The organism is Halosimplex amylolyticum (assembly GCF_051414035.1).
In the GTDB taxonomy this organism is placed as follows: domain Archaea; phylum Halobacteriota; class Halobacteria; order Halobacteriales; family Haloarculaceae; genus Halosimplex; species Halosimplex amylolyticum.
In genome coordinates this window covers 1,787,469-1,809,892 of record NZ_JBLKNW010000001.1, presented here as the reverse complement: position 1 = coordinate 1,809,892, position 22,424 = coordinate 1,787,469, and the positions used below count along the sequence as shown (strand labels likewise).

General features: G+C 70.0%; 20 protein-coding genes and 2 pseudogenes. 13 read left to right on the top strand and 9 right to left on the bottom strand.

The window, feature by feature from the left end:
* Positions 1–323: 323 nt before the first annotated feature.
* On the bottom strand, positions 324–1,088 hold the full coding sequence (locus ACMGFE_RS08590) for an aldo/keto reductase (RefSeq protein ID WP_436924721.1): 765 nt from the start codon (positions 1,086–1,088) through the stop codon (positions 324–326).
* Positions 1,089–1,169: 81 nt separating this feature from the next.
* Positions 1,170–2,213 carry a lamin tail domain-containing protein gene (locus ACMGFE_RS08585; RefSeq protein WP_436924719.1) on the bottom strand — a complete coding sequence of 348 codons (1,044 nt, stop codon included), beginning with the start codon at positions 2,211–2,213 and terminating at the stop codon, positions 1,170–1,172.
* Positions 2,214–2,344: 131 nt separating this feature from the next.
* Here ACMGFE_RS08585 and ACMGFE_RS08580 point away from each other — a divergent pair, with 131 nt between their 5' ends.
* Positions 2,345–2,614 carry a DUF7571 family protein gene (locus ACMGFE_RS08580; protein ID WP_436924718.1) on the top strand — a complete coding sequence of 90 codons (270 nt, stop codon included), beginning with the start codon at positions 2,345–2,347 and terminating at the stop codon, positions 2,612–2,614.
* 111 nt (positions 2,615–2,725) lie between these two features.
* Here the strand turns inward: ACMGFE_RS08580 and ACMGFE_RS08575 are convergent.
* From ACMGFE_RS08575 to ACMGFE_RS08560, 4 genes and pseudogenes are all read right to left on the bottom strand, one after another.
* Positions 2,726–2,971: pseudogene (locus ACMGFE_RS08575) on the bottom strand (sporulation protein); the annotation flags it as partial.
* Positions 2,972–3,165: 194 nt separating this feature from the next.
* Entirely contained in the window at positions 3,166–4,158 is a 993-nt protein-coding gene (locus tag ACMGFE_RS08570) for an aldo/keto reductase (RefSeq protein WP_436924717.1), read from the bottom strand.
* Positions 4,159–4,233: 75 nt separating this feature from the next.
* Entirely contained in the window at positions 4,234–5,610 is a 1,377-nt protein-coding gene (gene hflX, locus ACMGFE_RS08565; RefSeq protein WP_436924716.1) for a GTPase HflX, read from the bottom strand.
* 264 nt (positions 5,611–5,874) lie between these two features.
* A complete protein-coding gene (locus ACMGFE_RS08560) occupies positions 5,875–6,852 on the bottom strand; it encodes an mRNA 3'-end processing factor (RefSeq protein ID WP_436924714.1) in 978 nt (325 codons plus the stop codon).
* Between the two features lie 207 nt (positions 6,853–7,059).
* Here ACMGFE_RS08560 and ACMGFE_RS08555 point away from each other — a divergent pair, with 207 nt between their 5' ends.
* The 11 genes and pseudogenes from ACMGFE_RS08555 to ACMGFE_RS08505 all read left to right on the top strand — a co-directional run bounded on the left by ACMGFE_RS08555 (position 7,060) and on the right by ACMGFE_RS08505 (position 17,618).
* Positions 7,060–7,782 carry a hypothetical protein gene (locus tag ACMGFE_RS08555; protein ID WP_436924713.1) on the top strand — a complete coding sequence of 241 codons (723 nt, stop codon included), beginning with the start codon at positions 7,060–7,062 and terminating at the stop codon, positions 7,780–7,782.
* Entirely contained in the window at positions 7,782–8,105 is a 324-nt protein-coding gene (locus ACMGFE_RS08550; protein ID WP_436924712.1) for a DUF8156 family protein, read from the top strand. Before ACMGFE_RS08555 ends, ACMGFE_RS08550 begins: the two co-directional genes overlap by 1 nt.
* Positions 8,105–10,477, top strand: a complete 2,373-nt coding sequence (locus ACMGFE_RS08545) for a DNA polymerase domain-containing protein (RefSeq protein ID WP_436924710.1) — start codon at positions 8,105–8,107, stop codon at positions 10,475–10,477. Before ACMGFE_RS08550 ends, ACMGFE_RS08545 begins: the two co-directional genes overlap by 1 nt.
* 153 nt (positions 10,478–10,630) lie before the next feature.
* Positions 10,631–11,125 (top strand): annotated as a pseudogene (locus ACMGFE_RS08540) (outer membrane protein assembly factor BamB family protein); the annotation flags it as partial.
* A gap of 36 nt (positions 11,126–11,161) precedes the next feature.
* Positions 11,162–11,713 carry a PQQ-binding-like beta-propeller repeat protein gene (locus ACMGFE_RS08535; protein WP_436925166.1) on the top strand — a complete coding sequence of 184 codons (552 nt, stop codon included), beginning with the start codon at positions 11,162–11,164 and terminating at the stop codon, positions 11,711–11,713.
* Positions 11,714–11,936: 223 nt separating this feature from the next.
* Complete coding sequence (locus tag ACMGFE_RS08530; RefSeq protein WP_436924709.1) at positions 11,937–12,227, top strand: hypothetical protein; 291 nt, start codon at positions 11,937–11,939, stop codon at positions 12,225–12,227.
* A gap of 146 nt (positions 12,228–12,373) precedes the next feature.
* Positions 12,374–12,577 carry a hypothetical protein gene (locus ACMGFE_RS08525; protein WP_436924707.1) on the top strand — a complete coding sequence of 68 codons (204 nt, stop codon included), beginning with the start codon at positions 12,374–12,376 and terminating at the stop codon, positions 12,575–12,577.
* Between the two features lie 380 nt (positions 12,578–12,957).
* Positions 12,958–13,695: a hypothetical protein gene (locus ACMGFE_RS08520; protein ID WP_436924705.1), complete on the top strand. Its 738-nt coding sequence runs from the start codon at positions 12,958–12,960 to the stop codon at positions 13,693–13,695.
* A gap of 208 nt (positions 13,696–13,903) precedes the next feature.
* Positions 13,904–15,313, top strand: a complete 1,410-nt coding sequence (locus tag ACMGFE_RS08515; RefSeq protein WP_436925165.1) for a DNA polymerase Y family protein — start codon at positions 13,904–13,906, stop codon at positions 15,311–15,313.
* Between the two features lie 118 nt (positions 15,314–15,431).
* The gene (locus ACMGFE_RS08510) at positions 15,432–16,178 is read left to right on the top strand and encodes a fumarylacetoacetate hydrolase family protein (protein WP_436924704.1); all 747 of its coding nucleotides are present in this window, start codon (positions 15,432–15,434) and stop codon (positions 16,176–16,178) included.
* A 123-nt stretch (positions 16,179–16,301) separates the two neighbouring features.
* Positions 16,302–17,618, top strand: coding sequence for an MFS transporter (locus tag ACMGFE_RS08505; protein ID WP_436925164.1), 1,317 nt, complete (start codon positions 16,302–16,304; stop codon positions 17,616–17,618).
* A gap of 7 nt (positions 17,619–17,625) precedes the next feature.
* Here ACMGFE_RS08505 and ACMGFE_RS08500 read toward each other — a convergent pair whose 3' ends face one another.
* The 3 genes from ACMGFE_RS08500 to ACMGFE_RS08490 form a co-directional block, all read right to left on the bottom strand.
* Positions 17,626–19,047 (bottom strand): FAD-dependent oxidoreductase, encoded by a 1,422-nt coding sequence (locus ACMGFE_RS08500; RefSeq protein ID WP_436924702.1) that lies wholly within the window; start codon positions 19,045–19,047, stop codon positions 17,626–17,628.
* A 92-nt stretch (positions 19,048–19,139) separates the two neighbouring features.
* On the bottom strand, positions 19,140–19,517 hold the full coding sequence (locus tag ACMGFE_RS08495) for a hypothetical protein (protein WP_436924700.1): 378 nt from the start codon (positions 19,515–19,517) through the stop codon (positions 19,140–19,142).
* A gap of 50 nt (positions 19,518–19,567) precedes the next feature.
* Complete coding sequence (locus ACMGFE_RS08490) at positions 19,568–20,428, bottom strand: hypothetical protein (RefSeq protein WP_436924698.1); 861 nt, start codon at positions 20,426–20,428, stop codon at positions 19,568–19,570.
* Between the two features lie 103 nt (positions 20,429–20,531).
* Here ACMGFE_RS08490 and ACMGFE_RS08485 point away from each other — a divergent pair, with 103 nt between their 5' ends.
* The gene (locus ACMGFE_RS08485; protein ID WP_436924696.1) at positions 20,532–22,409 is read left to right on the top strand and encodes a helicase HerA domain-containing protein; all 1,878 of its coding nucleotides are present in this window, start codon (positions 20,532–20,534) and stop codon (positions 22,407–22,409) included.
* Positions 22,410–22,424 lie beyond the last annotated feature (15 nt).

Sequence of the window (22,424 nt, the reverse complement as noted above, 5' to 3'; positions counted from 1 at the left end):
GCCGTCGCATCGCGCGTCGCAGCGCTCGGTTCCGGACCGATCCACTCGAAGATGTGTGACTGATATCATGGTGTTATAGAGCGTCTCGGGGCCGCGATCCCGGTTCTGTCGTTGCCGCTAGGAGACCCTTACCCCGTATAAGGGAAACGATTATCAGTTGACAATACGTGCCGCCTCCGGCCCAGCTACACCGAACGTGGTTAAGCGGTACCCGCGGATGCGACCGACGTTGTTGCCAGTTGCTCCTCTCCCGCTTTCCGGGCCGTGAAATCGGATCGGGGAACCGGAGTACGTCGGCGTCGTCGGGCGATCGTCGCTCCCGTTCACTCGGGGAACAGTTCCCGCTCGCGGTCGATGGCGTCGATGCGTTCGACGTTCGCGGGATCGAGGGTCAGTCGCCGCGCCGCGTAGTTGGCTTCGAGGTGCGCCGGCGAGGAGGCCTTCGGGATCGTCACGACGTTGTCGTGCGAAAGCACCCACGCGATGCTCACCGCCGCCGGCGAGGTGTCGTGTTTCTCCGCCACCTCCGTCAGCACCGGGTCGTCGAAGGCGTCGCCGCCGATCAGGGGCGAGTAGGCCACCAGCGGATAGTCGTGGGCCTGCGCGTCGGCGAGCAACTCGCGGTCGCCGTAGTAGGGGTGGAACTCGACCTGATGGGCCGCGATCGGCGAATCGAGCACCTCGCGCGCCCGGTTGAGCTGGTCCGGCTCGAAGTTCGAGAGGCCGACGTTCCGGGCCAGCCCCGCCTCGCGCACCTCGTCGAGCGCCGGCAGCGTCGTCTCCGGGTCGTAGCCGCCGCGAGGGCGGTGGACGTACAGCAGGTCGACCGCGTCGAGTCCCAGTCTGTCGAGGCTCGCTTCGGTGCCGGGTCGCACGTCGTCGCCGGCCAGCGAGTCGACCCAGAGCTTCGTCGCGACGGTCAGTTCCTCCCGCGCGACGTCGCTCGCGGCGACGCCCTCGCCGACGACCGCTTCGTTGTCGTAGATCTGCGCCGTGTCGAGGTGGCGATAGCCGATCTCGATGGCCCGCTCGATCGTTCCGGCGTCGGTGATACCCATCGTCCCGAGGCCGACCGGTGGGAGATCCATAGTCGACAGTCCGTCGCCAGTCAGTTGGGGCTGCCGGTCGTCAGCGGGCTGATCTTTCGGTGATTGCAGGCGGCTGGACCCTCAGCCGTAGGCGTATCGCAGGACGGTCTCGCCGTCGCGCTCGACCGCCACGGCGTCGCCGCCGTTGTTCCAGACGGCCGAGTCGCTGCCCCAGTAGAGCGTGCCGTCGGCGTCTTCGCCAGCGCCGGTCCGGAGGACGACCGTCTCGCCTGGCCCGAGCGCGAAGTCGCCGGGGAACGCGTAGCTGTGCCCGCCCTCGTCGCGGACGACCCAGCCGCCCAGCGGGAGGGGCGCGTCGGCCGCGTTGCCGAAGACGACGTACTCGTCGTTCAGGTTCTCGTGGTCGTTGCCGTCCGCGTCCGCGTGGACCCGCTCGACGGTGAGTCCGCTGTCGGACGTCGCGAGCGCTCCGGCGGCGTCACCGGAGTCCGTCCCGTCCGTGCCGTCCACACCGTCTGCGTCGTCCGTCCCGTCCGCGCCTGGCGTCCGACAGCGCCAGAGGCCGCGCTCGGCGTCCTGGGCCTCCGACTCGGCCGCGTAGTACCCGTCCGAGCGCGCGAACGTGCTGTCGTAGACGCGAGCGTGACCCGTCGCCACCAGTCGCTGGTTGAAGTCGATCCCCTCGCCCGTCTCGTTCGCGGGCGTCCCGTCGTCTGCGGGGTCGTCGACGTGGACGTACGCGAGCAGTCGGTCGTAGCGGTCGCGCCGGTCGGCGGTCGGGTCGACGACGAGCGTCACCCGCTCGCCGGCCAGCCGCTCGCGGGCGAACGCGCTGGCGTCTTCGCCCGCGGATTCGAGACACGCAGCCCCCGACTCGTCGTCCGGCACGCCCTCGTACTCCGCCGGATCGTTGTCGGCGTGGACCTCCGGGGTGTCGACCCCGAGCAGTCGCACGGTGTCGGTCGACCCGTTGCGATAGCGCACGTCGATGGTGTCGCCGTCGACTACCTCGACGACGGTCGCGGTCGTGCCGTTGGCCACGTCAGGCGCCGACGCGGTCGGTCCTCCGGCGCGCTCGCCGACGTTCACGCCGAAGCCGGCGCAGCCGCTCAGGACCGCGAGCACCGCGACCGCGACGACCGCCTCGGACCGCCGCTCGTTCATACCCGTCGTCTCGTCGCCAGTCGCATGAGCGTTGGCCTCTCGCGAGCGGCCGTCCCCCCGCGGTCGGGCCCGTCGATTGCCCGCGCCGGTAGGACTATGTGTCGGTGTCTCATGGGGTGCTGTGTATCGCTATGCAACCGTGCCAAAACTGTCAGGCGGTAATCGACGAGTACACTCTGGACAAACAACTCGAACCCCTGCGCGACCTCACAGTCGACGACTTCAACCTCTGCGTCGACTGTACGACGATCGTCGACGACGCGTGCGTGGAGTGCGGCGGCGCGGTATACGTCCCGCGGAGCGAATCCGTCGAACCCGACTACTGCCCGGCGTGTCGAGCCGACCGCATCGACCGCACGGGACGCGACCCCGGCTGGCATCTCACGGCCCCGTCCACCTGACCGACGCGTGCGCCCGCTGTCACGGTTCCGTTCTTCCGTTTTCTCGCGGTCGTCGTTGTCTGCACCGACCGACGATTCTACCCGAACACCGTCGTCGGCGTGCGCGGGCACGTCGATGACCACGTCGAACGACAGCGACTCCCCGGCGTCCACCGTGAACCCGTCGGTCAGTGTTAACTCGGCGGTGGTCGTCGTGCACGGCCCCGCCTCGGTTCGGTAGGCGGTGCGGAGGGCGCCGTCGATCTCGTCGACGGTCTGCCCGTCGCTCCCGCCGTCGACCTCCACCGTCCCGGTGAGCCGTTCGCCCGCGACGACGCGCTCGGCGTCGAGCGCGAGGTCGACCGTCGCCGATCCGATGTCGCCGATCCGATCCCGATGCTGGAGGGGAGACCGATGGTCGACTCCCAGTGCTCACGGGCGCGTTGTGGTTCTGTATCGCCACGACCGGCGAGTGATACGTCGTCGGGAGGATCCCTCCCGAGAGAACCTCTGCCCTACCGAGACCCCCTCAGCTCTGTCGAGAGAACCTCAGTCTTGCCACGACCGCTCCGTCACCAGCGGTGGTGGACGTGTTCGGCGATCTGGGCCTCGTAGACGTCGCGGACGGCGCCGCGGGTCTGGTGGGAGAGCGGGTCGAGGTCGGCCGCTGCGGCGTTCTGCTCGACGTGTTCGGGCGACGTCGACCCCGGGATCACGGTGGAGACGGCGTCGTGGTCGAGGATCCAGCGGAGCGCGAACTGCGCCAGCGTCGCGCCCTCGGGGACGTGCGGACGCAGGTCGTCGACGGCGTCCAGCCCGGTCTCGAAGGGAAGTCCGGCGAACGTCTCGCCGCGGTCGAACGCCTCGCCCTCGCGGTTGTAGTTGCGGTGGTCGTTCTCGGGGAACTCGTCGTCCCGGGAGAGCTGCCCGGTCAGCAGCCCCGAGGCCAGCGGGACGCGGACGATGACGCCGATATCGCGGCGCTTCGCCTCGCGGAAGAACAGCTCCGCCGGGCGCTGGCGGAACGGGTTGAAGATGATCTGCACCGTCTCGACGACGTCGTACTCGATCGCCTTCAGGGCCTCCTCCACCTTCTCGACGCTGACGCCGGCGTGGGCGATCTTGCCGTCCGCCTTCAGCCGTTCCAGCGCCTCGAACGTCTCGGGCTGGTAGTACGCTTCGGTGGGCGGGCAGTGCAACTGCACGAGGTCGAGCGTCTCGACGTCCAGGTTCTCGCGACTGCGGTCGACGAACGCATCGAGGTGTTCGTGGTCGTAGTCCGCGGCGACGTGGGGGTCCAGCCGTCGGCCGGCCTTCGTCGCGACGACGACCTGGTCCGGGTCGTACTCGGGTTCGTCCAGCACCTCGGCGATGAGGCGCTCGCTGCGGCCGTCGCCGTAGACGTCGGCGGTGTCGAGGAAGTCGATCCCGGCGTCGAGGGCGGCCCGGACCGCCTCGCGACCCTCCTCGTCGGAGACGTCGCCCCAGTCGGCGCCGATGTTCCACGTACCGAGGCCGACTTCCGTCACGTCCCATCCTGTCGTGCCGAGTGCTCGTCGGTCCATGGACACGGGTACGGGCGATCCCCACTTGAAGACCGCCCCATTCGAGTTCGGCCGCGGAGCGCTCCGCCGTGTCCCCTACTGCCCCGACACCTTCCCGGCGTCGGCCCGGAGGCGCTGGACCACCGAGGGATGGCCGCGGACGACCAGTTCGACCGTCTCGGGACCGTACTCGACGAACTCGACGGTCGTCCGGTCGTACGCCCGCGAGACGACGCCCATCGCGTCGTCGCAGTTGGGCAGCGTCAGTTCGGCGCGCTCGGTGGGCAACCGGTCGGCGACCGCTGCGAGGACCCGGTCGAGGTTCGTCCCCTCGCGGACGCTGACGGGGATCGGTTCGGGCGCGAGGTCCGCGACCGCTTCCCGGCGCTCGGCCAGCGCCGCGTCGTCGAGCAGGTCGACCTTGTTCAGCGCGGTGACGACTCTCCCCTCGTCGACGCCCTGCGCGTCGAACACGTCGAGGGCGACCCGCACCTTCTCGCGCAGTTCGGCCGGGGGGTCGCTGGCGTCGGCGACCAGCACCACCGCGTCGGCCGCCGCGGCGTCCGAGAGCGTCTCGCTGAACGACTCGACCAGCCAGTGGGGCAGGTCAGCGACGAACCCGACGGTGTCGGTGCACAGCACCGGCCGGCCGTCGATAGTCGCCCGCCGTGTCGTCGTCTCCAGCGTCTCGAACAGCCGGTCCGCGACGGTCGCCGTCTCCGTCGCGGCGTCTGGGTGCGGTCCGTCGCGCTCGCGCCGGTCTTCGGTTTTGTCGGCGCTCTCGTGCGCAGCGCCGAATTCCAGGTCGTCGGCGAGCCGGTGCAACAGCGTCGACTTCCCGGCGTTGGTGTACCCGGCGAACGTCACGAGGTCGAACCCCTGCTCGCGGCGCTCGGCGCGGTGCTGTTCGGCGGGGCTGGGCAGGTCCGCCAGCTTCCGTTCGAGGTCCGCGATCCGGTTCATCACCCCGTCGATCGGCGTGCCCTTCTCGACCCGCTTGTTCAGGCCCCCGACGTCAGAGCGCTCTCGCAGCCGCGGCAGGTCGTACTGCAGCCGGGCGAGTTCGACCTGGAGTTGCGCCCGCCGCGTCGTCGCCTGGTCGGCGAAGATGGCGAGCACGAGCCGGTAGCGGTCGAACACCTCGGTACCCTCCGGGAGCGCCTCCCGGAGGTCGGTCGTCTGTCTGGGCGTCAACTCGCCGTCGACGGCGACGAGCGAGGCCCCCGTCGCGGCGACCCGGTCCGCGAGTTCGTCGACTTTGCCCGCGCCGAAGTACGTCCCCGGGTCCTCGGCGCGGACCTGCGTCACCTCGTCGCGCACGTCGTAGCCGGCGGCGTCGGCGAGCGCCCGGATCTCCCGGGTCTCGACCGGGGGTTCGTCGGCTCGGCCGGCGACGACGGCACCGCCTGCCCCCGTCCGCGCGTTCGTAGTCGTCCGTTCCGTCGCTGATTCTGGGTCGTGCTGTCGTGACATGTGTCTCTGGGTGGGAGTGCGATCGGCGAACGGTACGACAGCGTCCGAGAGCGCGCAAGCGCGGCAGAGTCCGGTTCGAACGATAGCCGCGGGGATCTCGGACGAGCGAACGCGCCGGTCCGGTCACTGGCGGAGCGTCAGATCACGCTTGCGGGGCGACGGACCGGTTCAGAAGGGGTAGCTGAGCTCCATCGCCGTATCCAGTCGATCGGCCGCATTCGTCAAGAGCGTTGCCGTGGGTTGGGAACTGTTCGCACACCCTGCTCAGAAGTCGCCGAGGGTCGCCTGGTTCGCCTTCAGGGACTGGGCGGGGTAGCCGAGTTCGGTCGCGGCGTAGTTCGCGAACTCGTCGGCGAAGCCGTGCTGGGTGTACACCTGCTCGGGGTCGACCGCCTCGACGACCGAGGCGAGTTCGTCGAAGTCGCAGTGGTCGGAGAGGACGAACCCCTCGTCGTAGCCGCGCCGGTAGACGAACGAGTCGTCGACGGCCCACCCGGAGAATCCCGCCGTGACGGCGTCGCGGGCCTCGACCAGCGACTCGACCCAGGGACTCCGTGGCGATCCCGAGCAGACGAGCGCGTCGCCCGCGCCCAACTCCGTGTCGGACCCGTAGCGCTGTCCGGGGAACGTCACGTCGCGGTAGGCTTCGATCACCTCGCTACAGTCGGCGATGGCGTCGGTGACGAACACCCGCTCGCGCGGCGAGTCGGCGAGGATGCGCTGGAGTTTCTGCGCGCGGCCGAGCGCGTAGCCGAACAGCAGGACGGGTCGGTCCATCGTCTCCGCCAGCCACGACTGGACCGCGGCCACCGACTCCTCCGTGGGCGGCAACCGGTACTCGGGCGTGCCGTAGGTCGTCTCCAGGACCAGGACGTCGGCGTCGACGGGGTCGAAGCCGTCGAGGTGAAACCGGTCGCGCGTCGAGCAGTCGCCGGTGTAGAGGTAGCGACGGCCGGTGTCGGGGTCGGTGAGCCGCATCGCGCGCGACCCGGCGACGTGACCGGCCGGGAACAGTTCGACCGCAGGGTGGTCGACGGCCGTCGGGTCCGCGCCGCTCCGTCGGGTCGCGATCAGTGCTGCCGTCAGGTCGGAGGCGACGATCTCCGAGGCTCTGGCGTGGTGGTCGCCGTGGGCGTGGCTGACGAGCGTGGTGTCGCCCGCGCCGCTCCCGTCGAGGACGAACCGCTCGCCGTCGGCGAACGTGATCTCGATCCCGTCGCCCAGCCGAACCCTCCGCGTCACGGCCGCTCGTTGGGTCCACGTCCGAATATACGTGTCGTCGAGCCGGCGCCGAGCCCCCTACCCGCCGCTCGCCACCCCTTCGAGGGACGTTTAGATTCACCGCCGATCAGCCGCCGATCCCACCGTCGTCCGGCGATCGGTTTCACTTTCACTTCCGGTCCGGGGTAGGCTGGCGTTTTACCCCTTCGCACCCCTCTGTCTCTGGCGATGACAGAACCTGTCGACGTTCCGATCCTCGATCCGGGTCTGACGCTGTTGCGCTGCCCCGGGCCGCGCTCGACGGCGATCCATCGTCTCGCACTGGCGACACTCACCGACACCGCGGGCGTGGCCTACTGGGTCGACGCCCGCAACGTCGCCTCGACGTATACGCTGTACGACCTCGCAGACAGTCCGCGTCGGCTCCGGCGGCTCCGGATCGCGCGGGCGTTCACCGCCTACCAGCACCACGCGCTCGGCCGCCGCGTCGTCGAGCGCGTCGACGGGCGGACGAGCCTGCTCGTCGCGCCGAACGTCGCCTCGCTGTACCGCGACGACGACGTGCCCCGCTACCAGCGCGAGCGCCTGCTCGACAGCACCGTCCGGACGTTCGCTGCGCTGGCCGACGCCCGCGAGATCCCGACGCTCCTCAGCGTCCCCGCCGAACGCGAGCCCGGTCCCGCGGCCGAGCACGCCGACCGGGTGATCCGGTGCGAAGAGACGAAGATGGGCCATCGCTTCGAGGGGCCGGGCGTCGAGACGACCGTCTACTGGGACGAGGGGTACTGGCAGACGACCATCCCCTACTGGGTCGACCTGCTCGGCGTCGCGGCCGAGCCGTCCGGACCGGCAGTCGATCCGACCGGGCCCGGTTCGCCGGACCCGGTCGAACAGGCGACGCTCGCCGCGGCGGCGGTCGGAGCCGCCGGAGCCCCCGGAGGTGCGGACTGATGGGCCGGACCAACCCCACGTATCGCGACTTCCTCCGCCGACTGGAAGACGACTGGCGCCCCTTCCGCCGGGGACTGCGCCGGCGGTACCAGGACGACTTCGACCGGCTGTTCGAGCGAGCGCGCGGCCACGCCGACGCCGCGGGCTACGCCAACGGGACCGACCCCGAGTTCGCCTTCCTGCTGTCGGTCCTGCTCGCCCAGGAGCGCGAACTCCGGGAACTGCGCGCGGAGATCGGCGGGAACGAGACCGAGGCCGGGGACCTGAACGAGAGCGGCGGCGGGAACGGCGGATCCGCACCGGCACGGTCCGGACGCGACTGATGCCCCTGCTCACCCCCGAGTTCCGGTCGGACGGGTCGGTCCGCGAGTGGCACGCGACCGCTGGCGGGGTCGAGACGCGGACGAACGACGACTACGCGCCGTCGCTGTACGTCGAGGCGCCCGATCCCGTCCGGACCGATCTCGCGGGAATCCTCGCGGACGACCCCAAAGTCGTCGCGACGGGGACCGAGCGCCGCAAGGTCGCGCTCGACGCCGACGACCGGAAGCCGGTCCTGCGGGTCGACCTCGCCCGCGTCGACGAGGTGCGGACGCTCGCCCACGAGATCCTGTCCCAGCACGCGATCGACTACGCGCCCGGGACGGTCGGGCTCTACGACGTGGACCTGGCGCCGGGGTTCCGCTACTGCGTGGACACCGACACGTCGCCCGTCCCCGACCGGGAGCTGCGCCGCCTCGACCTCTCGATCCCCGAACGGGCGCTCGCCGAGGACGACCTGACCGCGCTCCACGTCGACGGCGAGCGGATCGTTGATGCGCGGACTGCTGGTGCAGTGGCCAGCGGTGCGGACGCTCCCCGGCAGGCGATCGACCGGGCCGTCCTCGACACCCTGCAGGAACGACTCGACGCCGTCGATCCGGACGTGCTGGTCTGTTCGACCGCGGGGCTGATCCCCCGGTGTCACGACCGGGCCGCGGAGGTCGGCCTCGACGACTTCCGAATGGGACGCGCCGACGGGTACGAGCGCCTCGCCGGCGCGAGCACGTACGAGAGCTACGGCCAGGTGGGCCACTCGCCGGCCCGCTACGCGGTCCCCGGCCGGGCCGTCGTCGACCGCTCGGACACCTTCCTGTTCGGGAAGTGCGGCCTGCCGGGGCTGCTCGACCTCGTCGGGCGCTCGTGGCGACCGCTCCAGGAGACGGCGAGGGGGTCTATCGGCACGATCCTCACGTCCATCGAGATCCGCGAGGCGCGCGAGCGGGACGTGCTCGCGCCGTGGAACAAGTGGGAGCCGGAGGCGTTCAAACCGGTCCGGACGCTCCACGACGCCGACCGCGGCGGGTTCACGTTCGCGCCCGAGCCGGGCCGCTACGAGGACGTGGTCGAGGTCGACTTCGCCTCGCTGTACCCGAACATCATGGTCGAATACAACGTCAGCCCGGAGACCGTGAACTGCGACTGCTGCGAGGGCGCCGACGTGCCCGGGCTCGGCTACACCGTCTGCGAGGAGCGGGGCTTCCTCGCCGACGTGCTCGGCGACCTCGTGGACGACCGCGCCCGGTTCAAGGCGGAGCTGGCCGAGCTACGGGACCGAACGGACGACGACGCGCTGGCGGCCGCGAGCGGCGACTACCAGGCGACCCACGCCGAACCCGACGGCGACTCGCCTATCGCCGAGCGCGTCGCCGCCCTGGAGGGGCGGATAGACGCGCTGAAGTGGGTACTCGTCTCCTGCTTCGGCTACCAGGGCTACCGGAACGCCAAGTTCGGTCGCATCGAGTGTCACGAGGCCATCAACGCCTACGCCCGCGAGATCCTACTGGACGCCAAGGAGCGCCTGGAGGCGGGCGGCTGGCGCATCGTCCACGGGATCGTCGACAGCCTGTGGGTGCAGCGGGAGGCCGACCGAAGGGAGGCCTCGGACGGAGCGAGCGGCGAAGCCGCGAGCCGCGAGGACCCCGAACCCATCGAGGCGGTCGCGGCCGACGTCTCCGAGACCGCCGACATCTCTCTCGAAGTGGAGGCGCGCTTCGACTGGGTGGCGTTCGTGCCGATGCGCGACTCGCAGGCGGGAGCGTTGACCAAATACTTCGGCAGGATCGCCGGCGCCGATCCGGCGAGCGACGACGCGTTCAAGTTCCGGGGGATCGAGACCCGCCAGCGCTCGACGGCGCCGTTCGTCGCCGACGTACAGCGCGATCTGGTCGGAGCCCTCGATCGCACGCGGGACCCCGAGGCGGTCTGCGACCGCCTCGCTCGCGCGCTCGGCCGACTGGAGCGCGGGGCGGTCGACCCCGACGACCTGCTGATCACCCAGCGGGTCTCGAAGTCGGTCGAGTCGTACAGCCAGCGCACGCGCGCCGTCGCGGCGCTGGAGCGCGCGGCCGAACTCGGCCTGGAGCGCCCGCCGGGGACGAGCGTCCAGTACGTCGTCGTCGCGGACGATAGCGAGGTGCGACCGAAGGGAGCACCTCGGACCAGTGAGCGGCGACTGACGGGAGCCGCGAGCCGCGACGGCCCGGGACGCGTGCGGCTCGCCTGCGAGGGCCCGAGCGACTACGACGTCGACTTCTACCGCGAACGGCTCGTCCGCGCGGCCGAGAGCGTCCTCTCGCCGCTCGGCTGGGACCGCGGGCGGATCCGGCAGTACCTCCGGGACGGGCGCGACCTCACGCTGTCGGCCTTCGACTGAAGACCGGGGACGACCCGGTCGGGTCACGACTCTCCGATCGCTCCCAGCAGTCGTGCTACATCTGCGGTCCGTCCCTCGCGGGATCGTGTCGGTGAGCCGGAATCGTTCGACGTATAACGACCTCCAGCCAACAGAAAACTGAGCATCTCTATAATGGATTCGACGCGCCGCCGGTTTCTCGCGCTTGCGTCGACGGCTGCGGTCGGGAGCGCCGGGTGTGTTTCACTCCCGAATTCGGGTGAGGGGGCACCGACGGAGACGGCCATTGGACCGGATCACGTCCGATGGACAGTCGAGACCGACGGCCGGATAATGTCGTCAGCGACACTCAGTGACGGGACACTCTTTTTCGGCAGCAACGACAATTACCTTCGCTCTGTCGACGCCGCAAGTGGCTCGGTGAATTGGAAGTTCGAGACCGGCCACGAGATAGGTTCCGGCACCTTCGTCTCAAACGACACCGTCTACGTTGGCAGTCGGGACAACTCGCTGTACGCGGTGGGCGTCGACGGGACTGAGCGGTGGACGTTTCCGACGCAGGGATCAATCTATTCAACTCCGAACGTAGTCAATGGTAGCGTGTTTTTCGGCAGCTGGGATGGGTCTGTCCATTCGCTCGGTGCGACATCGGGAACCCAACAGTGGGCGTTCCAGGCCGAAGAGCGCGCGAATGGCGGGCCATCGGTGTTCGACGGCACTGTCTACATCGGTAGTGGAGACGCTTCGCTCTACGCGTTGGACGCTGAGAGCGGAGCGAAACGCTGGGCGTTCGAGACCGGAGACACAGTCAACGTCGGGCCCGCCCTCGCGGATGGCCGCCTCTACGTCGCTTCGAAAGACGATTTCCTCTACGCGGTCGACCCGACTGACGGGACCGAACTGTGGTCGTTCGATACCGGCCAACCGATCAATTCCCGGCCAGCGGTCGTCGATGGGACCGTCTATCTGGGCAACTGGTACGAACGAGTGTACGCCATCGATGGGGAGACGGGCGAGCAGATCTGGCGAAACGAGGACCCGACCGGGACCATCAACTGTGACCCAATCGTCGTCGACGGAAGGGTCTACATCGGCGACCGATGGGGCTATCTGTTCTGTCTCGACGCCGAAACCGGCGAGCAGATCTGGCGCTTCAAAAGCGGCAATGCGGTGCAATCGAACCCGATCATCACCGACGACACGATCTACTTCGGGAGTAACGACGGAACGTACTACGCGCTCGAACGCCCGGAGTGAGAGTCGACACCGGTTTCGTGTACTCGAGAGACCGCCGATCCAGAGCTTCCCGGACAGACGCCCGGGGTCGGAGTAGCGTTCGACGCCGACTACTTTCACGGCCGATCGACCACTTCCGATCGCAGGACCCGACGGGGATATCGGCCGTGAGACCACTTTCACTTCCGCCGCGGGGACGCGGCTAACGGCTTTTGTACCGGGGTTGCTGGTCGGAGGTGTGACGGTGAGCGAATATGCGATCGACGGTTCGGAACCCGACCGCGGAGGATCGGGACCGGAGGAATCGGACGGGGACGAGTCGCCGCGGAGGCGGCGCTGGACGACCATCGTCCTCGAGGAGCATCCGGGAGGCTGGCGCGCGACACAGACCGGGGTCGCCGCGGAGGGCCACGGCGAGACAGCGGCCGACGCCGCCGCGGCGTACTGCCGGCGGATCGCCGAGACGGGCGATCGGGACGCGGGCGGTCGCGGCCGCGATGGCACCGCGGTCGCCGGAGGTGGTCGAGGTGACTGACGCGCGTCGACCCGGGACGCGAGTCGTGTACCGGTGCCACGGTTGCGGGTTCGAGTTCGGCGTCGGGAGCGCGGGCGCGACGCCGTGCCCGCGCTGTGGCTGCATCGGCGATCACGAACCGACGGGCACACTCGCGGGGGCGACGGATGGTGGCCCCTGAGGAACTGCGGGACCTGCTCTCGGACCCGTACCGCGTGGCGTGCCCGGAGGGCCACACGGCGCTGAATCCCGCCGAACGGGCGCCCAGCGCCTACTGCCGGACCTGTCGCCAGTCCTATCCCGCGGACGAACTGGTCGACAGACGGCGGGACCCCGACCCCTGCAAACCTCACCGCAGGGCGAAGGACTAAGTATGCGTGTGACTAACATGCAGGTGGAGCCATACGGGGCTCCCGACGTGAACCAGCGTCGTGAACTCCCGGAACATTGGCACCGTGCACGAATCAGCGGGCGACTGCGACGGGCCCTGGCCACCCCGTCGCGCCTCGAGGTTTTATGGGACGACGTTTCGAGCGACGGCGTTTCGCCTCTCGCAGGCGGGGTCTCGACGGGTGACCGCAGGAGTCGGTCGCGGTCACGAGTCGGTTGATGGCCGTCGCGGACCGAGGCGTTCCGGCGAGGATGTCGATACTCACCGCCGAATCAGCTTCGGGTACCACTCCGTCAGAACGGACTTTCACTCGCGCTCGTCGGGCAGTAACTCTATTGTGGAGGACCGGAAAGACGACCCGTGAACAGACGCTGGGGCGGTCGCGGGATCTCGGAGCAGACGCTCCTGATCCTCATGGCCGCGGCCGCGGTGTTGCTGGCGATGTCGGTCGTCACGTCCCTGTCGGGCGGGGCCGCGAGCGCGGACGCCGACCGACCGCGGGCGAGTTTCGTCTTCGAGACGAACGGGACGGACGTGCTCGTCACCCACTACGGCGGCGACCGGCTCAACGGCTCGCACGTCTCCCTCGAGTCCGAACGACGGGGCACGCTCGGCACCTTCGCGGGGACGGACGGCGAGGCGTGCGCGACGCCGGTCTCGAACGTGACCCGCGGCGCGTCGTGTCTCGTCCCCGACGCGGCCTACGAGCAACTCTACGTGGTCTGGAACGGGACCGACGGGGACCGACTCATCCTCGACCGCTACCCCGCGGCACCGACCCCGAGTCCGACGCCCACGGCGACGCCGACGACGACGGCAACGCCGACCGCGACGCCGGCCACGACGGCGGCGCCGACGGCCACAGTGGGGCCGAACGGCACCGCATTCCCGACAGGAACGCCGGACGACGGGACGGGGACACCCGCCCCGAACGGCACCGCTGCTCCGACCGGCACTCCGACAGGTGGGACCGAAACGGGCGGGACCACGACTGCAACTCCCGCGGGCACGCCGACGGAGACGCCGGCTCCCGTGGACACGCCGACGGAAACGCCGACGAGCGCGGACACCCCCACGGCGACGCCGACGGGCGAATGATCACACGAGCGGAGGCGAGCAGCTACCGGCGTCGCGCCGAGGGGTTCTTGACGGCCCGAGCTAGAGGGGTGAACGAGCAGATGGACGCGACCGAGCGCGCGCGCCGGCCGCGGCGGCGAGATCCGGCGACGGGGGGCCGTCCGTGAGCGGCGACCTCGGGAGCCTCGGGAGCGCGCCGACGCCCGATCAGGTGGTCTGTCACGTCGACATGGATTGCTTCTACGCCGCCTGCGAGCGGCTGCGCGAGCCGGCGCTCCGCGGGCAGCCGCTCGTCGTCGGCATGGGCTACGAGTCCGAGGAACCCCACGGGGCCGTCGCCACCGCGAGCTACGAGGCCCGCGAGTTCGGCGTCGAGAGCGCGATGGCGATCTCCGAGGCGCTGGAGCGCCTGCCCCGGAAGGTCGAGGCCGCGAAAGACCCCGACCTCGACGTCGAGGAAGCGGGCTTCTACCGGCCGGTCGACCTGGACTACTACAACGAGGTCGCGGCGGACGTGAAGGCGATCCTCAACGAGAGCGCCGACGTGGTCCGCGAGGTCAGCATCGACGAGGCGTACCTCGACGTGACCGACCGGGTCGCGTGGGACGGCGAAGCGGCCGAAGCAGCGAACGTCCAGAGCGTCACCGAATTCGCCCGGGAACTGAAAGCGCGTATCCACGAGGAGGTGGGCGTCGTCGCGAGCGTGGGCGTCGCGCCGACGATGAGCGCGGCGAAGATCGCGAGCGACTACGACAAACCCGAGGGGCTCGTGGTCGTCGAACCCGGCGGGGTGCGGGACTTCCTCGCGCCGATGGACGTCGCGGAGATCCACAACGTCGGGCCGGTCACCGCCCGCGAACTGCGCGAGATGGGCATCGAGACGGCTGGCGACCTGGCGGCGTCGGACCCCGACCGCGTCCGCGACCGGTTCGGCGAGCGCGGGCTGGAGGTCCGGCGGTTCGCCCGCGGCGAGGACCCGCGCGAGGTGACGCCCGTCGGCGAGCCCAAGAGCCTCTCGCGGGAGTCCGCGTTCACCGACCCGACCGAGGACGTCGCGGAGAAACGGGAGAAGGTGCGCGCGCTCGCCGCCGACGTGGCAGAGCGCGCCCAGCGGGAGGGCGCCCTATACCGCACCATCGGGATCAAGGTCGTCACGCCGCCGTTCGACGTGAACACGCGCGCCGAGTCGCTCCCCGGCCCCGTCGAGGACGCCGACCTCCTGGAGTCGACGGCGCTCGATCTGTTAGCGGAGTTCGACGACGACCGCGTCCGCAAACTCGGCGTCCGCGTCTCGAACCTCTCCTTCACCGAGGGCGACCAGGCGAGTCTCGGAGGGTTCGACGCGCAGGCGGATCAGCCGGACCAGACGGGAGACGAGGGGCGGACCGACCAGGCGGACCAGACGAGAGAGGGAGACCAGACGGGGCAGCCGAATCGGACGAACCGGACAGAACGGACAGGCCAGTTGGACCTGACGGAGGTGGCGACCAGCGAAACGGACGGGGACGGAACCGCCGACGAGTCGACGCCGAGCGACGGCGAGGACTCCGACGGCGGGACCGACGAGGGACCGTCGGACGAGTCCGGGGGGCCATCGACGGACGTCGACGGACAGCTATCGCTCGAAGAGTACGAGTGACGGCGCCGCCGCACGGCCGGATCCGACGCGGTGATCTCACCTCGGAAGCACGCCCGACGGGAGCCGTTCGCGACGCGAGTCCGGGGGATCTTTGTACGGGAGCGTTCAACCGAGTCGCATGCGACTCGCCCGCTTGCAGACGCCCGAGGGCGTCGTCGAGGGTCGGTACGAGGACGGCGTGATCATCGCCGACGACGGCGAGTACGTCGTCGGCCGCGACGGCGACCTCACCTACCCCTGCTCGCCCTCGGCGCTGTACTGCGTCGGACGGAACTTCGCCGAGACGCTCGACCAGATGGACTACGAACGCCCGGAGGAACCGGACTTCTTCATCAAGCCGCCGGCGGCGCTTGTCGGTCCCGAGGACCCGATCCGCTACCCCGAGTGGACCGAGGAACTGACCTACGCGGGCGAACTCGTCGCGGTCATCGACGAGCGGTGCCGCGACGTGTCGCCCGAAGAGGTCCCCGACGTCGTCCGCGGGTACACGATCATGAACGACGTCGACGCGCTCGACCAGCAGGGCCGGACGGCCCGGAAGGCCTTCGACACGTCCGGGCCGCTCGGCCCGTGGATCGAGACCGACGTCGACCCGACCGGACTGGACGTGGAGACGTTCGTCGGCGGCGAACAACGGCAGGACGCCAACACCGAACTGATGCTGTTCGATCCCTACGAGATCGTCTCTTATCTCTCTCGCCGGTTCACGTTCCGGCCCGGTGACGCCATCGCGTTCGGGAGCCCCGCGAATCCGGGCACCGTCGAACCGGGTGACACCGTCGAGATAACCTACGAGGGCGTCGGGACGCTCCGGAACACGGTGGTCGAGGGAGCCGGCGGTGTCGCCGGAAGCGACGGAGGCTGACGACCCCGTTCGACCGCCGGTCGAGAGACGGGCGCTCCACTTCCGCGATCATCGAAATAAAGGCGATCGGCGGGGAACGAACGGGCAGTGAACGCGAACGACAGAGCGATCACCGCGCTCGTGATGCTCGCCCACGGGGCGGTCCACACCTACGAGATGGCGGTGCCGCTGTTCGTCGTCGTCTGGCTCACCGAGTTCGAGACCATCGCGCTCGGCGTCGCGCAGTTCGACGTGACGACGGCGACGGTCGGCGTGATCGTCACGCTCGGCTACGGCCTGTTCGGTCTCGGCGCGCTGCCGGGTGGCGTGCTCGTCGACCGGCTCGGCTCCAGGCGGCTCATCAGCGCCTGTCTGTTCGGGATGGGACTCTCCTACATACTGCTCGGCCTGGCGTCGAGCATGGTCGTCGTCGCGCTGGCGCTGGTCCTGTGGGGCGCGAGCGCCAGCGTCTACCACCCGGCCGGGCTCTCGCTCATCAGCAAGGGCGTCTCCGAGCGCGGGACCGGCCTCGCCTACCACGGCATCGCCGGCAACGTCGGCATCGGCCTCGGCCCCCTGCTGGCGGCTATTCTACTACTCTTCGTCGAGTGGCGCACGGTCGCGCTCGTCCTCGGCGCGCCCGCGCTGCTCGCCGCGGTGTACGCCTCACAGGCGAACTTCGACGAGACGGCGGCCGTCGACGCCGATGAGACCGCCGCCGACGCCGATGAGGCCGCCGCGGACGGCGGGAGCGCCGGCGAGTCGAAGGCGGACAGCGGCGTCGACTCGCTGGGCGAGTTCCTCGCGGAGTCCCGGCGGCTGTTCGCCGGGAGCTTCGTGCTGGTGTTCGTCGTGGTGATGTGCTCGGGGCTGTACTACCGCGGCGTCCTGACCTTCCTCCCCGAACTCCTGCGGGGGCTGCCCGGCTTCGAGCCCATCCCGGTCGCGGCGCTCCTCCCGCCGGGCGTCAGTTCGGCCCTGGGCGTCGAGGCCGGCGGCGGACAGACGCTCAACCCGCAGGACTACTTCTACTCCGGGCTCCTGCTGGTCGGCGTCCTCGGCCAGTACGCCGGCGGGAAGCTGACCGACCGCGTCCCCGTCGAGTACGGCATCGCCGGCGCGTTCGGCGGGCTGGCCGTCCTCGCGCTGCTGTTCGTCCCCGTCTCGAACGCAGGGGTCGTCCCGCTGATGGCGCTCGGGGCCGTCCTCGGCGTCCTCCTGTTCGTCGTCCAGCCGATGTACCAGGCCACCGTCGCCGAGTACACGCCGTCGGGAACGCGCGGACTCTCCTACGGGTTCACCTACCTCGGCGTGTTCGGCGTCGGCGCGCTCGGCGGGACTCTCGCCGGCGGGATCCTCGCGTTCGCCGACGTGACCGCGCTGTTTCTCGCTCTCGCCGTGATCGCGGGCGTCGCCTCGGCGACCGGCCTGGTCCTCGCCCGGCGACGGGGCCGCGACTGACCGGCAGTCACTCCAGTTTCGCTTCGAGGACTTTCGACACGCCGAGCACGGGGTCCCAGACGGGCCCGAACGGCGGGGCGTAGCCGAAGTCGAGGGCCCCGACCTCGTCGACGGTCATCCCGGCGGTGACGGCGGTGGCGACCGAGTTGATCCGGTGGGCGGTCCCTTCCTCGGCGACCATGTTCGCGCCCAGGAAGCGCCCGGACTCCGCGTCGGCCGTCGCGTGGACGACCATCCGCGACCAGCCCGGGTAGTAGTGAGCGCGCGTGATAGACGTGATGAGCGCCGAGACTGGGTCGAATCCGGCTGCGCGGGCCTCGTCGTGGTCGACGATCCCGGACCTGGCGACCTGCAGGTCGAACGCTTTCATCACGAGCGTCCTGACGACGCCGCCGACGGCTGCCGGCTGCCCGGCGACCGTCCGCCCGACCGCCCGCCCAGCGCGGTTGGCTGCGAGCGCGAAGGGCCACAGGATGGGGTCGCCGGTGAGCAGCTCGCGCTTCTCGGCGCAGTCGCCGGCAGCGAAGACGTCCGGCGCGCTCGTCCGACCGTACTCGTCGGTCGCCACAGCGCCGGTCGGCCCGAGTTCGATGCTCGCGTCCTCGGCGAGTTCGACCTCCGGGTCGACGCCGACGTCGACCGCCACCGCGTCGACCGCCACCCTGTCGTCCGCAGTCTCGACCATGGTGATCGTCCCGTCGCTGCCACGGAACCGCTCGACCGGACTGTCCAGGTGGAGCTCGACGCCGCCCTCCGCGAGGTGGTCTTCGACCATCTCGGCGATGTCCGCCCCGAACGACCGGAGCACCCGCGGCCCCGAGTCGAACAGGTGGACCTCGAGGTCGCGGGCGAGGAATGCCTCCGCGAGTTCGATGCCGATCTTGTTCGCGCCGACGACGGCGACGACCTCCGGGTCCGCCTCGTCGAGGTGCGACCGGAGCTCCCGCGCACTGGTCGAGCCGATCCCGCGGGCCGGGCGCTCCTCGTGGTGGGCCACGTAGTTCCTGAGCGCGCGCCCGGCCTCCAGGCTCCGGATCGGGAAAATGCCATCCAGGTCCACCCCCGGAACGTCGGGGAGCCGCGCCTGCCCGCCGGTCGCGAGCAGCAGTTCGTCGTACGATTCGCGGTAGTGACCGTCGTCGGTCTCGACGGTGACCTCGCGGGCGTCGGGATCGACCGCCGTCACCTCGTGATTGCGCCGGAGGTCGATCCCCCGCTCCTCGACGAACCGGCGCGGTTCCATGACCACGAGGTCCTCGAGTTTCGCGATCTCCCCTTTCACGTAGTACGGCAGCCCGCAGGCGCCGAACGAGACCCAGTTACTCCGCTCGAACACGATCACGTCGGTCTCGGGCGCGTCCCGCTTCGCCTTGCTTGCTGCACTCATCCCCGCGGCGTCGCCGCCGACGACCAGAAACTGATCCCCCATACTGGCAGCACGGCTGCCAGACGTTTAGTTGGTCAGACCGGACCGGTCGGCGGGGCCAGGCCGGCGGCTCCGACCGCGCCGCGCGCCCCTCGTCAGTCGACGCCGTTTTCCAGGTTGTCCAGGAGTTTGCCGACGAACAGTCCCATGCGCGGGGACAGGTCGCCGTTCTCGGGCGTCTCGGTCGGGTGGGCGGCCATCGTCTCGACGAAGCGCTCGCCGAAGGTCATCGTGTGCATCATGTCGACGACGTCGACGGTGAGCCCGGCGTCGCTGGTGTCCATCTCTGGGTGGCGCTCGGTCTCGGCGGCGGAGTAGCTGATCGTCCACGACGGGCCGCCGACGGCGTCGAGCACCGTCTCCAGCGGCCCGATCTCCAGCGGTCCGTCCGGTGCGCCGACGTACACCGTCCCCTCCTCGACGGTCGTCTCGTAGCGCGTCACGGTCCCATCCACTCCATCGGTCGCGACCACTCTACTCCACGTTCGCGCCCCGCAGTTAAATCGCTTGACCATCGAACACGTCACTCCCGCTCGCAGCGGTCGGGCGACTCCCCGTCCTCCCAGAACTCCCAGAACGTCGGCGCGTGGAGGACGACGAAGATCTCGTCCAGCGTCGTCCCGTCGACCCGCGGGGTGACGGTCTCGGCGTCGTCCCCGCTCCCGACGGTGAAGTTCGCCGGCTCGGTTTCGGTCGCGACGACGGTGTCGTTCGCCGCGTCGACCGTCGTGTTCATCGGGACGTAGAACTGGACGGTGTCGTTGAACGCGAAGACTCGCAGTTCCGACTCGGTGCCGTTGCCGGGGATCTCGGCGGGGTCGTAGCCCATCTCGACGGTCGCGTCGTCGATCTGTCCTCCGGTCACGACGCGGACGAACGGCGACGCGCTCGCGCAGTCGAGTACCGGGCTCGTCGTCCAGAACTCCCCGGTCGCGTTCAGGACGTTCGTGAAGTCGAAGGCCGACTCGGGCCCCGTCGCGGTCACGCGGACGCCGAGGTCCGCGTCTTCGAGAACGCGCGTCGCGAGCGGGTCTGACGTGGCGGTCGCCGTCTCCGTCGGCGTCGCGGTCGGAGTCGGCGATGGCGTCGGTGTGGGTGTCGGCGTCGGCGTCGGTGTGGGTGTCGGCGTCGGTGTGGGTGTCGGTGAGGGCGAGGGCGTTGCCGAGGCGGTCGGCGTCGGCGTCGGTGTGGGTGTCGGCGTCGGTGTGGGTGTCGGTGAGGGCGAGGGCGTTGCCGAGGCGGTCGGCGTCTCCGTCGGTGTGGCCGAAGGCGTGGCTGCTGGCGTCGGCGTCGCGGTACCGGCACCGCCGAGCCCGCCGAAGCAGCCGGCGAGGAGGGCGACGAGCGCGACGGCCGCGGTCGGGAGGGCGCGCGGAACTGTCATCGAGCGACGAGGCTCGCGGCGGGCGAAAAAAGGCTGCGGTCGCGGGGGCGTCAGACGGAGGTCTGACGGGGGCTTATGGCTCCGCCGCGGCTGTCGATCCGTAATGGCAGAGACAGAGTCGATCACCGTCGCGGACGTCAGCGACGGACCCTGTGGGAGCGGCGAGCCGGGTCGGTCGGTCGACCTGCCCGTCGTCGAGTTGCTGACCGGTCGCGGCTTCATCACCGGCAAGTCCGGATCGGGCAAGTCCAACACGGCGAGCGTCGTCGTCGAGAAGCTGCTGGACAACGGCTTCGGCATGCTCATCGTCGACATCGACGGCGAGTACTACGGCCTCAAGGAGGAGTACGAGATCCTCCACGCCGGCGCCGACGACGAGTGCGACATCCAGATCACCGTCGAACACGCCGAGAAGATCGCTTCCCTCGCCCTCGAACAGAACGTCCCCATCATCCTCGACGTCTCCTCGTTCCTCGACGAGGAGGAGGCCGCGGAACTTCTGACTGAAGTCTCGAAGCGTCTCTTCGCGAAGGCCAAGAAGCTCAAACAGCCCTTCCTGATGCTCGTCGAGGAGTGCCACGAGTGGATCCCGCAGAAGGGCAGCGTCGGCGAGTGCGGCAAGATGCTGATTAAAATCAGCAAGCGCGGCCGCAAGCACGGCCTGGGCATCGTCGGCATCAGCCAGCGCCCCGCCGACGTGAAGAAGGACTTCATCACTCAGTGCGACTGGCTCGTCTGGCACCGGCTCACCTGGAACAACGACACCAAGGTCGTCAGCCGGGTGCTCGACCGCGAGTACGCCGAGGCGGTCGAGGACCTGGACGACGGCGAGGCGTTCATGATGAACGACTGGGCCGAGGCGATCCAGCGCGTCCAGTTCCACCGCAAACAGACCTTCGACGCCGGCGCGACGCCCGGCCTCGACGACTTCGAGCGCCCGGACCTGAAGTCCGTCAGCGACGACCTCGTCTCCGAACTCGCGGAGATCAGCGAGGAGAAAGAGCAGACCGAGGACCGCATCGCCGAACTCCGCGACCAGCTCGACGAGAAGAACTCCCGCATCGCGGAACTCGAAGCGGAACTGCAGGACGCCCGCGACATGCAGCGGATGGCCGACCAGTTCACGCAGGCGCTGGTCGACCACGTCAAGGGCGCAAACCCCGGCCGAACCGAACAGCAACGGATGCGCGAGCAGCGCGCGGCCGCGACGGGCGACCAGGCCTCGTTCGACGAAGCCGCGCGCTGGGGCGACGGCCCGTCGGGCCGCGAGGAGGACCGCCCGCTCCCCGACGAGACCGCCCGCGAGGACGACGGCTACGAGCAGAACGCGATGACCTGGAACGGCGACGGTGCAGCAGCGAACGGCGACGACGCATCGGCGAAGGCGAACGGCAGCGCCGGAGACGCCGGCGGCGCCGGGATGTTCGACATGGCCGGCGCGTTCGGCGACGACGCCGGTGGGAACGCGGCTGCAGCGGCCGCGGACGCGGCGACCGACGGCGGGGTCGTCGACGGGACAACCGAGTCGGGCGGCGCGAGCGACACGGCGGCGATGACGCGCGGGTTCGACGCCGTCGAGGGGAACCCGCTCGGCGACCGCGCGACCGACGCGTTCGAGGCGGGGACGACCGCGACCGTCGACGCCGAATCGGTCGAGGACGCGGCCGCGTTCGCCCGCGAACTCGCGAACGACCTCGCGGATCTCGGCCCGGAGACGCGCCAGATGCTCCGGTACTACCGCGACCACGGCCCCGGCACGCCGATGGACGCGCTGTTCGCCGCCGGTGGGTCCGAGGACCGCACGGCCGCCTACGCGCGCAACCGGCGACTGCGCGTCCGCGGCCTCGTCGAACACGTCGGCCGCGGTCGCTACGACTACCGCGTCCCCGAACTCCTCGCCGAGCGCACCGACCGCGACGACGTCGCTCCCTTCGTCGAACAGGTCGAGAGCGTCCTCGAAAACCGAGAATCCGACGCGTAGAACGGCGCGGAACGA